The following is an 11,700-nucleotide window of genomic DNA, read 5'->3' as shown; positions in this document are numbered from 1 at the left end:
GAGGCTGACATTATGGCAGGACAGCTGCATTCTTCTTTATCAGAAGAGGAAAAGCTGGAGTACTTTATGGACAGGATTTCAGATGGGGAAAAAATAGAAGCTGATGATTGGATGCCTGAAGATTACAGGCTTACGCTCATCAAGCTGATCAGCATGCATGGAATCAGCGAAATTATGGGCGCGCTTCCTGAAAAGGAGTGGGTTCCCAAAGCTCCGACACTAAAAAGAAAGCTGGGCATTATGGCCAAGGTCCAGGATGAAATGGGACACGGACAGCTTTTGCTTCGGGTGGCAGAGGATCTGATGCTGCCGCTCGGCAAAAGCAGGGAAGATATAATGGAAGATCTTTTCACAGGAAAGCTTAAATTCCATAATGTTTTTCATATGGAGGCGCCGACATGGGGGGACGCCGGGCTTATAGGCTGGCTGGTGGACGGTGCAGCCATCATCACCCAAACGAATATGCTTGGTTCATCTTATGGTCCTTATGCAAGAGCATTAAAACGAATCTGCGCTGAAGAGGTTTTCCATGCCCAGCATGGTGAGGCGATCATCATGGCATTGGCAGAGGGGACAGAAAAGCAGAGAGAGCTGGTCCAGGATGCGGTCAATCGCTGGTGGGAAGCATTGCTGATGTTTTTCGGCCCGGCAGATGCCCGGGCGACCGGCACGTCCAAGCAGGATATTACGATTAAGTACAAAATCAGGACGAAAACAAATGAAGAGCTGCGCCAGGATTTCTTTTCCAAGTATGTGCCAAGGATTCTCTCACTAGGATTGACCATACCGGATCCGACCCTGGGATACAGTGAAGATACAGGATGGAAATATAAACAGCCTGACTGGAGCCGCTTTAAGGAAATTATCAGCAACAGCGGGCCAAAATCGGCTGAAAGGCTGAGTCTGCGCCGTGATGCCTATCGGTCCTCCCAATGGGTCCGGGATGCACTGAGTGTGCAGGCTAATTAAGAAAGGAGGGAGCATGTGCCTGCTTCTGAATTTTACAGTGAATACGAAGTGTTCAGCAAAAAAACGGATACGTCACCTATGCAGCATCAGTTTTCGCTGCTGGCTCCAAACGAAGAGCTTGCCCTAGTTTTTGCACAGGAAAATTTCATGAGAAGAGAGCAGGTGGCCGACATCTGGGTCGTCAAGCGTTCCAAAATCCGCAAGATGGATCCGGAGGAGAGGCTCACCCTTCAGCGGCTCGATAACAAGGATTACAGGACTGCAAAGGGATACGGATATTTAAAGAAGAAATGGCGCCAGTACGAACAGAATATGCTTGATGAGAAAGAAATTCTTTCTTGGGGAGGGAACGGGAACCTTGACAGTCGAACTGAAGGCTGAGCTGCCCGGAAAAAAAGCTTCCAGGGCTGCCATTGAACTATTATACCAGCTTGCTGATGACGATTTCATCCTTTCATACCGAGGATCAGAGTGGCTCGGCCTAGCCCCGCATATTGAAGAGGATGTTGCTTTTTCCTCTATAAGCCAGGACACCATGGGTCATGCCGCTATGTTTTATCAGATCCTGGAGGAAGCGGGGGAAGGAAACTCAGATGATCTGGCCCATTTAAGAAAGGCTGAAGAAAGAAGGAACAGCATACTCGCCGAAAGAGCGAATGGGCCAGGCCATTATCTGCAGAATCCGCAGTATGATTGGGCTTTTGCTGTCGTCCGTAATTTTCTCTATGTATACGCAAAGAAAGTGAAAATGGAATCGCTGAAAACTTCCTCCTTTCTTCCGCTCCGGACAGCTGCTGTGAAAATAAGCATGGAACTGCACTACCATCTCCTTCATTGGAAAACCTGGTTCCTGCAGCTGATGCTGGCCGGCGGGGAGGCCAGGAGGCGCATGGAGGAAGCGGCATCCAGCATCTATACCATGATGGGGGACCTCCTGAATCTGGGTCCGCTTGCAGAAGAAATGCAGGCCGAGGGTCTGATAGCCGGGGAAAATCAGCTATTAAAAAGTCTGGAAGCAAAACTGTCATCTGTATTTGAAGCAGCCGGCTCTCTTGTTCCGCGCCAATTTGGGCTCGAACTTGGGAATGGGAGAGAAGGCCAGCATACCAAAGACTTAACAGAAGCTTTGGACACACTCTCTGAAGTGTACAGAAGCGACCCGGCAGCTAGCTGGTAAAAAAGGAAGTGCATATATGGACAAAGCCAGAAGCGAGATCGAGCAATCTATTCTCGGAGCGTTAGATCTAGTCAAAGATCCGGAAATTCCGGCTGTCTCCATTATTGAACTTGGAATGGTCGAAAAAGTGCAGGCGGAGAAAGAAAGAATAGTGATTGAGCTTTTGCCCACTTTTCTGGGATGCCCTGCCCTTGAAATGATTCAGAGGAGCGTTGAAGAAAAACTCGGGGACTTGGAACTCGAACAGTCCTTTGAAGTGCGTTTCATCTATGATCCTCCCTGGACTTCTGACCGTATTTCCGAGACAGGCAAAACGCATCTGAAGGAATTCGGCATCGCGCCGGCTCCGGAAAGAATGGAAGAAACCGGAGAATGGAAGGTGGATTGCCCTTACTGCAGCTCTCCTTACACCACTCTTGAAAATATATTCGGGCCGACTGCCTGCAGGAGCCTGCTGTACTGCCGTGCATGCAAGAATCCTTTTGAAGCAATGAAGCCGGTATCCAGCCTTTTATAGGCATAATTAAACTTATAGATTGAAAGGATGATAGAAATGGTAAAATTGATCGCGCTTTACAAGCACCCGGAAAATAAGGAAGCTTTCGATGAGCATTATTTTCAAACGCATGTACCCCTCACAGCCAAGATCCCGGGGCTTCGGGAAATGAAGGTTACCAGAATAACCGGCAGTCCCATGGGTGGAGAAGGCAAGTATTATCTTATGTGCGAAATGTTTTATGACAGTCATGAAGCGCTTAAAGCTGCAATGAAAACTGATGAAGGAAAAGCCTCCGGCAAGGATGCCATGTCTTTTGCTGGAGATCTCATCACCCTGATGATTGGTGAGGAAACAGCAGAATAAGGGGGCGTGGCCCATGTATCAGACAATTATTTATGAAGCTGAAGGAAAAATTGCCTGGATCAGGCTCAACAGGCCCGAAAAGCTGAACGCTTTTACAGCTGAACTCAACAGTGAAATTGGGCAGGCTTTGCGGGAGGCCGGATCTGACCCTAAGATAAGAGCGATTGTCATAACCGGCGAAGGCAGGGCTTTCTGTTCGGGCGAGGATCTAGCTAGTGTCAGCGAAAATACAGATCATGGAGAAATTTTGCGGAAAAGGTACAATCCTATGGTCATGGAGCTGTATCATTGTGAAAAGCCAGTCATGGCAGCAGTAAATGGTGTTGCAGCAGGGGCAGGAATGAGCCTGGCGCTCGCCTGCGATTTCCGGCTTGTCTCCGATAAGGCAAGCTTCATTCAATCTTTTATACATGTTGGCCTGATTCCTGATGCAGGCAATATGTTCTTCCTGCCCAGGCTGATTGGCCAGGCAAAAGCGCTTGAGCTTGCCCTTCTGGGGGAAAAAGTGACAGCTGAAGAAGCTTTGCGTCTTGGACTGGCGACCAGGGTGATTCCCCACGAAAGCTGGGAGGAGGGTGTAAGACTGTTCGCTGATAGAGCAGCAGCTCTCCCGACTGCAGCCGCAGGCTTGATTAAAAAGCAGCTGAAGGATTGCTGGGAACTGAATCTCGCCGATTACCTGGAAGAGGATGCAAAAGGACAGCGCTTGGCCGGGCTTACAAGAGACCATCAGGAAGGTGTTCAGGCTTTTCTCGAGAAGAGGAAGGCAGCTTTTATAGGCATGTAGCTTCACACTTGAAATTTTGGCACTCGCTCCTGGGTGCTTTTTCTATTCAAATCGAGTACGGGGGGATAAGAATGAAAAAGATAGTGGTCATCGGCTCCGGGGTCATGGGCAGGGGCATTGCTTATGTCAGTGCATCCAGCGGTTTTCAGACTGTCCTGGTTGACATCAGCGATTCCCAGCTCAAGGATGCTGAAAAAGAAATTTCATCAATTATGCATAAGGGTGTGCAGAGGGGGAAGCTGACAGCAAATGAGGTTTCTGGTACCTGGGAGAAGCTGCATTTTTCAGTCAGCCTTGCAGCTAATGCTGCCGAGGCCGACCTCATCATTGAGGCTGTCCCTGAAAGGCTTGAAATCAAGAGGAATATATTCGAGGTGATTGATCAGCATGCGCCGCCTCACTGCATCTTTGCAAGCAATACCAGCACAATGAGTCCAACGGAAATCGGTTCATTTACCGGCAGGCCGGACAGGGTGCTGGCCATGCACTTTTTTAATCCGGTTCACAGGATGCCGCTAGTGGAGATTGTAAAAGGGCTTGAGACGAGCGATGAATGTGTTGAATATATACGGCAGACTGCAGCAGAAATGGGCAAAGAAACCGTCATCATCAATGAATTCCCAGGGTTTGTTACCAGCCGTATCAGCGCTCTTGTCGGCAACGAAGCTTTCTATATGCTTCAGGAAGGGGTAGGGACTCCTGAGGAAATCGACAAAGCGGTAAAGTTGGGGCTCAATTATCCGATGGGCCCATTTGAACTGGGGGACTTGGTAGGTCTTGATACAAGGCTGAACAATCTCAAATATCTTCATGAAAAGCTTGGTGAAAAATACAGGCCGGCACCTCTTCTTGAGCAGTACGTTAAAGCAGGCCGGCTTGGAAGGAAGTCAGGCCGCGGCGTTTATGAATACGGTATAAAGGAGCTGAAGCAATGAGGGAAGCCGTCATCATCGATGCTGTACGCACCCCGATCGGCAGGTTTAAAGGGCTCCTGAAATCTGTCCGCCCGGATGATCTTGCAGCTGTTGCCATAAAAGGATTGCTGGCAAGAAATCCACAGGTACAGCCAGGGGACATTGAGGAAGTCGTGTTGGGAAATGCCAACCAGGCCGGTGAAGATAACCGGAATGTGGCCAGGATGGCAGCCCTTCTGGCAGGGCTGCCGGTCGAAACAGCCGGTACAACAGTTAATCGGCTTTGCGGTTCAGGTCTTGATGCGGTCAATTATGCGGCAAGGGCTATATTGGCTGGGGAAGGTGATATTTTTATTGCAGGAGGGACAGAAAGCATGACAAGAGCTCCCTTTGTCATGTGTAAGCCGGAAAATGAGTTCCAGAGGGGGAACATGCAACTATATGACACCACAATCGGCTGGCGATTTACAAATCCTGCATTAATGGAGATGTATGGAGCAGAATCGATGCCGGAAACTGCTGAAAATGTAGCAAATAAATTCGGGATATCCAGGGAAAAGCAGGATCTATTCGCTTTTGAAAGCCAGATGAAAGCGAAGGCAGCGATAGTGGAGGGAAGGCTGACAGATGAAATAATCCCGGTAAGCTTAAACAAAGGTGAGGCAAAAACCGTCTCGGCTGATGAGCATCCCCGGCCAAATACTACCTTTGAGAAGCTGGGCCAACTGAAGCCGCTGTTTTCCGGAGGGACAGTAACTGCAGGAAATTCATCCGGCATCAATGATGGAGCATCTGCCCTCTTGCTGACGAGTGCGGACAAAGCGCTGGCATTAGGGCTCAAGCCGCTGGCAAAATACACAGCTTCTGCTGTTGCAGGCGTTGAGCCTTCTATCATGGGAATCGGCCCTGTGCCGGCTGCCAGAAAGGCCATTGAACGGGCTGGCATTTCAATTAATGAGATAGACCTCATTGAGTTGAACGAAGCTTTTGCAGCCCAGTCGATTGCCTGCATTGAACAGCTTGGCCTTGATCCTGCCCGCGTTAATGTAAATGGAGGCGCCATCGCGTTTGGCCATCCCCTTGGAGCAAGCGGGGCAAGGATTTTGACTTCACTTGTCCATGAAATGAAAAGAAGGAACTGCCGCTATGCCATGGCGGCGATGTGCGTGGGTGTAGGGCAGGGGATCGCGTCGATCCTGGAGCGGTGGGAACAATAAGATCCCTCTGTTTCAAAAATAAGAATTTTCATGTAATATATATATGTTGCACAAAAGAGGCCGGGCCATCCGTCTCTGCAGCTTGGGACAGCATATGGCAGAAGGAAAGAAAAGGATGAAGAAGCTTTGAATACAAGATCAATGATATTTACATTGTATGGAGATTATATCTCCCACTACGGAAGCAAAATCTGGATAGGCAGCCTGATCAGGCTTTTAAGTGAATTCGGGCATAATGACCAGTCGGTGAGAGCAGCTATTTCCAGGATGAATAAGCAAGGCTGGGTGCAAGCCGAAAAGGCAGGCAATAAGAGCTATTATTCTCTGACTGAGCGGGGCCGTAAAAGAATAGAAGAGGCCGGGAAACGGATCTTCAAGCTGAAGCCGGAAGAATGGGACGGCAAATGGCGCATGCTTATGTACACGATACCGGAGGAAATCAGATCTGTCAGGGATGAACTGAGAAAAGAGCTGGTCTGGAGCGGATTCGGCTCTTTTTCCAGCAGCTGCTGGATTTCAGCGAATAACCTGGAGAAGCAGGTTTCCGATCTGATTGATAAATATAAAATTGAAGAATATGTGGACTTTTTCATCGCCGAATATGAAGGTCCGCATGAGAACAGAAGAATTGTCGGAAAAAGCTGGGACCTGGACGAAATCAATGGGAAATACCAGAAGTTCATCAGTGAATACAGCGAGAAATACATTATCGCAAAGAGCAGGATCCAGAAAGGGCTTATGACAGATGGAGACTGTTTCGTGGAAAGGACAAAGCTGGTCCATGAATACAGGAAATTTCTTTTCGTCGATCCAGGCCTGCCTGCGGAGCTTCTTCCCGATCAGTGGCTCGGAGCCCATGCAGCTTCGCTGTTTAGCGACTATTATAAAGAACTCGCAGAACCCGCATCCCGTTTTTTTGAAGCTGTATTCAAAGACGGCAATGAAATCGGCAGCAGGGAAGATGATTATGACGTTTTGGATCATCCCTATATCCTTGAATGAAAAAAAAGAGACCCGCAAAGGTCTCTTTTTTTATGAGAGCAAGCGCCCTCCGCTTTTTATTGTCCAGCTCCAGCGGCTAGAGCCTCGAGTCATAAGCCACACAAGAATTAAAGGCAAAGAACGCCTTTTATTCTTGCGTGTCTTATGCTTGTCGGCTCTGGGCAAGCCGCTTCCGCATTTCTACTTGTCCAGCTCCAGGCGCTAGCCCCTCGAGTCTTAAGCCAATCAGATCAGAAGGTTAAAGGACAACCTTCCGCTCTGCTTGGCTTAAGCTTGTCGGGGCTGAGCAAGCGCCCTCCGCTTTTCTACTGTCCAGCTCCGGCTCCTAGGTGCTCGAGTCATAAGCCAATCAGGCCAGAAGGTTAAAGAACAACCTTCCGTCCTGCTCGTCTTATGCTTGTCGCACCTAAACAGTCGCCTCCGCTTTTCTACTGTTTCCGTCTTTTTATCTGACCGATCCCCAGTTCTTTGGATTCCTTGTACAATGCTTTGATAAGGGATATAGTCATAAGGGCCATGATGACCGAGAACGGCAGGGCGGCGATAATCATGGTATTTTGAAGTGCCTGCAGCCCGCCGCTGTACAGGAGTACAAGAGAAATGACGGCAAGCAGGATGCCCCATGTAAGTTTTATTCTGTTGCCTGGAGTATGGGACCCATTGGTTGTCATCATGCCAAGGACATAGGTGCCGGAGTCAGCTGACGTAATGAAGAATGTACTGACAAGAATGATGGCAATTATGGAAAGAACCATTCCAAGCGGAAAGTTTGAGAAAACAGCGAAAAGGGTTTCCTCAGTTGCCAGTCCTGAGATTGAAATATTCTTCACATGCTCAAGATACATCGCCGAGCCGCCGAACGTGGAAAACCACAGAAAACCGATGACAGTCGGCACGAGAAGGACGCCAAATACAAACTCCCTGATGCTGCGCCCCTTCGAGACGCGGGCAATGAATATGCCGACGAAAGGCGACCAGGCAATCCACCAGGCCCAATAAAAGATTGTCCATCCGTTGATCCACTCACGTGTGCCGGGATCCAATGGCGCAATCCGGAAGCTCATCTGAAGGAGAGACTGCAGATAGGTCCCGATTGTATTGGTGAACAGGTTCAGGATGAACAGGGTGGGGCCAATGAAAAACATGAGAACGAATAAGACAAGGGCCAGACCCATGTTCGCGTTACTGAGAATCTTTATGCCTTTCCCAAGTCCGGACCAGGCGGAAATCATGAAAAGTACTGTCACGATGGATATGATGATCAGCTGCACAACGAAATTGGAAGGGATGTCAAAAAGGAAGGACAAGCCTCCGTTTATCTGGACAGCTCCAAAACCAAGGGTGGTGGCTACACCAATCACGGTAGCAAGGACAGCGATAACATCGATGACCTTGCCCAGCGGGCCTTTAACGGCATCGCCGAAAATGGGCTTCAGAGTTGCGCTGATCAGTCCAGGTTCGTCATGCCTGAAATTAAAATAGGCAAGTACGAGTGCGACAATCCCATAAATAGCCCAGGCGTGGATTCCCCAATGGAAGTAGGTAAACCTCATAGAATCTTTCAGTGCTTCTGCAGTGCCGGTTTCTCCGGTTGGCGAGCTGACTGCGTAATGGGAAAGAGGTTCGGCCGCTCCCCAGAAGACCAATCCTATCCCCATCCCTGCGCTGAACAGCATGGCAAGCCAGGTAACCCTTGAAAACTCAGGCTTGTCCTCAGGTTTTCCAAGCTTCAGCCTTCCAATCGGGCTGATCAGGAAGTAGAGGCAGACAATGACCAGCAGTGTAACCAGAATGAGATAATACCATCCGAAAGCGTTGCTGATGAAGTCCTGAAGTCCGGCAGTCGCATTTTCAAGCTGATTTGGTGCAAAAATTCCAACAAGTACAAGTACAAGTAATAATAGTACGGATATGTAGAATACCGCGAGTTTTTGCTTCAAAATTTATTCTCCCTTCTTTCACAGATGAACAGGCCTTCTTCATCAGTCGAGCATATGTATATTGTTTTCGAACGCTGATGGATTATGTAATAAAGAAAGGCCCTCATCTAAAGTATTTTAGCAAAGCCCCCTGAAAAATAAAAGGAAGGGGGCTTTTCAGCTGCAGGCAAGTTAGGCAGCGTCGTTTCTTGATACCCTCCAATAGAACTGCAAAAACCTCTCGGCGACTGATTATGGCGGGAAGAGATTCTGCGATCCTGAGTCTTACCCTGCCGGAGGATCTGCAGCCGGCCGATAAACCGATTAATCGCGAGTCCTTACTGGATTTGCATCAATCATCATCCTTGCATATGAACAAAAGACGTAAAACAGCTCAGAGCTTAAGCGGCAGCTGTCAGAATATAATGAAGGCAGAAGAGCCATCGTCTCGTTGTCCTATCTAGAGAATACCTGCGTTCATCCCTGAAGAAACTTTTGCGCTGAACTGCACTAGAATAATCTAAAGTGGATAGGGAATTTATTAAAGCCTTTCACATAGCCGGGCAGTTTCTCCTTTTTGCATGCCACGCAGCAACATGGGCGTACTATTGCGGTTTTAAGAGTATTATGATAATTTTCAAAATAGTACATTTATTCAAGGGAGGGGTATCTGGTTGAACAGATTGACTGAGATTTTAAATATCCGCTATCCAATTATTCAAGGAGGCATGGGGAATATCAGCAGCAGCCGGCTTGCTGCCGCCGTTTCCAATGCCGGAGGGCTGGGCACCATAGGGATAGGGACTATGCTCCCTAAAGAAATTGAAGCTAAGCTGCTTGCGCTGAGGAACCTGACAAGCAGGCCATTCGCTGTCAATATTCCCATCACCGTGTCCCCTTTTGCGGAAGAGGCAATGGAGCTTGCTGAAAAATACGGCGCAGCAGCTGTATCGCTTTCAGCTGGAAATCCCGCACCATATATAAGCCGGCTGAAGTCTAAAGGAATCAAAACCATTGCTGTCACTGCATCGGTCAGACAGGCTGAAAAGGCGGAAGCTTCAGGAGCGGACATTATTTCTGCTGAAGGCTATGAAGCAGCAGGCATCAATTCCAGGCTGGAAACGACAACGCTTTCTCTTATCCCCCAGATCTGCAGCAGGGTCAACATTCCGGTGGCGGCAGCAGGCGGGATCAGCGATGGAAGAGGAATGGCTTCTGTATTCATGCTGGGTGCAAGCGGCGTGCAGATCGGCACGCGCCTCATCGCAGTCAAAGAGGCACCTTTCCACGAAAATTACAAAAATGCTCTGCTTGATGCCAGCGATGCAAGCACGGTCATAGTCGGCAGAAGTGCAGGGCAGATCCGAAGAATACTGCATACAGAGTATGCTGATTTTCTGCTTCAGAAAGAAACAGAAAATCCTTCTGAATACAGCTTATTTACTAATGAAGATTATCATAAAAAAGGAGCTCTTGAAGGAGATGGGGTGAGAGGGTTCATGAATGCCGGGCAGACCGCCGGGCTTATTGCAGATATTCCGGCGGTTGCCGATCTGTTCAAGCGGATGATGGAAGAGGCGGAAGAAGCTATCGAAAAAACAGCAGGCCAGTTTAGAGTTTTCAGTAAAGCCCGGCAGCAATAAGCAAGTTGAAGATTAATAGTTTTAATTAACTAAATCTTTAGAATATTATTGACATATTTTAAAACCAGGTGATAATATAACGTTGTAAAAACGCTGATGAGATAATTTATCATATTTTATGTAAGCGATTACATAAATGCAGTAGAAGAGAGAGTCAGTGTGAGATGCCAATAATTTTGCAAGGGGGATTGTCATGAAAAAATCGATCAAAGCTGCTTCTTTACTGCTGGCAGGAAGCCTGCTCCTGTCTGGCTGCGGGAGCGATGAGGCTACAGGCGGTAATAGCAAAAATGGGGACAAGAAGATTTATCAGATCGGATTGACTCAATTTGCCGAGCATCCTTCACTGGATGCAGCAACTGAAGGCTTCAAAAAGGCGCTAGAGGAAGCAGGCTTCAAAGAAGGCGATAATGTTGAATATGACTTCCAGAATGCCCAGGCAGATATGAATAACACACAGACCATTGCCAATAATTTCGCGGGTGACCAGGTGGACCTCATTTTTGCCAATGCCACGCCAAGTGCGGTCAGTGCATTGAATGCGACAAAGGATATTCCCATCGTATTTACCTCAGTAACAGATCCTGTCGGTGCCGGGCTTGTGAAGTCATTTGATGAACCGGGCGATAATATCACCGGCACGACAGATAATCATCCTGATGCTACAGGCAAAACGATTGATTTCATGACAAAGGAAGCAGGTGCCAGGAAGATTGGCGTCATCTTTAACGCCGGAGAGCAGAACTCTGAAGTACAGGTCGAGAAAGTCAAAGAACTGGCAGAAAAAAATGGGGCCGAGGTGGTAGAGGCGTCCGTCTCCACTTCCGCAGAAGTAAAGCAGGCTGCGGAGTCTTTAGTAGGAAGGGCAGATGCCATATATGTCCCGACAGATAATACGGTCGTTTCCGCACTTGAATCAGTTATAGCTGTAGCACAAAGCAAGAAAATTCCTCTCTTTGTAGGGGAACTTGATTCCCTGAAGCGCGGCGGGGTAGCGGCGAGCGGATTTGATTATTTCGAAATCGGCTATCAGACCGGCAAAATGGCAGCCGACATCCTTAAGGGCGATAAGAAGCCAAGTGATATTCCGGTAGGTCTTCCTGAAAATATTAAACTTGTGTTTAATCCAAAAGCTGCAGAAGAACAAGGACTTGAGATCAAGGAAGAATGGAAGGACTTAGCCGAATTTTATGAAGAATAGCGAAGGGCG

The 11,700-nt window shown here is 48.2% G+C and carries 12 protein-coding genes; 11 read left to right on the top strand and 1 reads right to left on the bottom strand.

Translation table 11 applies throughout. The annotated features are described in order from the left end of the window. Window positions 1-12: 12 nt before the first annotated feature. From paaA to paaX, 9 genes are all read left to right on the top strand, one after another. A complete protein-coding gene (paaA, locus tag Q9R36_RS01310) occupies window positions 13-969 on the top strand; it encodes a 1,2-phenylacetyl-CoA epoxidase subunit PaaA (RefSeq protein ID WP_129612276.1) in 957 nt (318 codons plus the stop codon). Between the two features lie 15 nt (window positions 970-984). Then, window positions 985-1,350, top strand: a complete 366-nt coding sequence (gene paaB / locus Q9R36_RS01305) for a 1,2-phenylacetyl-CoA epoxidase subunit PaaB (RefSeq protein WP_101547652.1) — start codon at window positions 985-987, stop codon at window positions 1,348-1,350. Next, complete coding sequence (paaC, locus tag Q9R36_RS01300; protein WP_129612275.1) at window positions 1,328-2,146, top strand: 1,2-phenylacetyl-CoA epoxidase subunit PaaC; 819 nt, start codon at window positions 1,328-1,330, stop codon at window positions 2,144-2,146. Before paaB ends, paaC begins: the two co-directional genes overlap by 23 nt. 16 nt (window positions 2,147-2,162) lie before the next feature. Next, a complete protein-coding gene (paaD, locus tag Q9R36_RS01295) occupies window positions 2,163-2,663 on the top strand; it encodes a 1,2-phenylacetyl-CoA epoxidase subunit PaaD (RefSeq protein WP_101547654.1) in 501 nt (166 codons plus the stop codon). A 36-nt stretch (window positions 2,664-2,699) separates the two neighbouring features. Next, complete coding sequence (locus tag Q9R36_RS01290; RefSeq protein ID WP_101547655.1) at window positions 2,700-3,008, top strand: EthD family reductase; 309 nt, start codon at window positions 2,700-2,702, stop codon at window positions 3,006-3,008. 13 nt (window positions 3,009-3,021) lie between these two features. Then, entirely contained in the window at window positions 3,022-3,795 is a 774-nt protein-coding gene (locus tag Q9R36_RS01285; protein ID WP_101547656.1) for an enoyl-CoA hydratase/isomerase family protein, read from the top strand. A 71-nt stretch (window positions 3,796-3,866) separates the two neighbouring features. Continuing rightward, window positions 3,867-4,730 (top strand): 3-hydroxyacyl-CoA dehydrogenase, encoded by an 864-nt coding sequence (locus Q9R36_RS01280; protein ID WP_101547657.1) that lies wholly within the window; start codon window positions 3,867-3,869, stop codon window positions 4,728-4,730. Next, window positions 4,727-5,926 carry an acetyl-CoA C-acyltransferase gene (locus tag Q9R36_RS01275; RefSeq protein WP_311224412.1) on the top strand — a complete coding sequence of 400 codons (1,200 nt, stop codon included), beginning with the start codon at window positions 4,727-4,729 and terminating at the stop codon, window positions 5,924-5,926. The genes Q9R36_RS01280 and Q9R36_RS01275 overlap by 4 nt, the downstream gene beginning before the upstream one ends. A 126-nt stretch (window positions 5,927-6,052) precedes the next feature. Continuing rightward, the gene (gene paaX, locus Q9R36_RS01270) at window positions 6,053-6,928 is read left to right on the top strand and encodes a phenylacetic acid degradation operon negative regulatory protein PaaX (RefSeq protein WP_101547659.1); all 876 of its coding nucleotides are present in this window, start codon (window positions 6,053-6,055) and stop codon (window positions 6,926-6,928) included. A 428-nt stretch (window positions 6,929-7,356) separates the two neighbouring features. Here paaX and Q9R36_RS01265 read toward each other — a convergent pair whose 3' ends face one another. Further along, complete coding sequence (locus Q9R36_RS01265; RefSeq protein ID WP_311224411.1) at window positions 7,357-8,868, bottom strand: glycine betaine uptake BCCT transporter; 1,512 nt, start codon at window positions 8,866-8,868, stop codon at window positions 7,357-7,359. Between the two features lie 653 nt (window positions 8,869-9,521). Here Q9R36_RS01265 and Q9R36_RS01260 point away from each other — a divergent pair. Both Q9R36_RS01260 and Q9R36_RS01255 read left to right on the top strand, forming a co-directional pair. Beyond that, window positions 9,522-10,490 carry an NAD(P)H-dependent flavin oxidoreductase gene (locus Q9R36_RS01260; RefSeq protein WP_311224410.1) on the top strand — a complete coding sequence of 323 codons (969 nt, stop codon included), beginning with the start codon at window positions 9,522-9,524 and terminating at the stop codon, window positions 10,488-10,490. Between the two features lie 193 nt (window positions 10,491-10,683). Further along, window positions 10,684-11,691 (top strand): ABC transporter substrate-binding protein, encoded by a 1,008-nt coding sequence (locus Q9R36_RS01255; protein ID WP_311224409.1) that lies wholly within the window; start codon window positions 10,684-10,686, stop codon window positions 11,689-11,691. Window positions 11,692-11,700 lie beyond the last annotated feature (9 nt).

It is taken from the genome of Bacillus sp. AG4(2022) (genome assembly GCF_031844465.1).
GTDB lineage: Bacteria > Bacillota > Bacilli > Bacillales > Cytobacillaceae > Bacillus_AB > Bacillus_AB infantis.
Note: the sequence above shows the minus strand (reverse complement) of the source record. Positions and strands in the feature narration are given on the sequence as shown.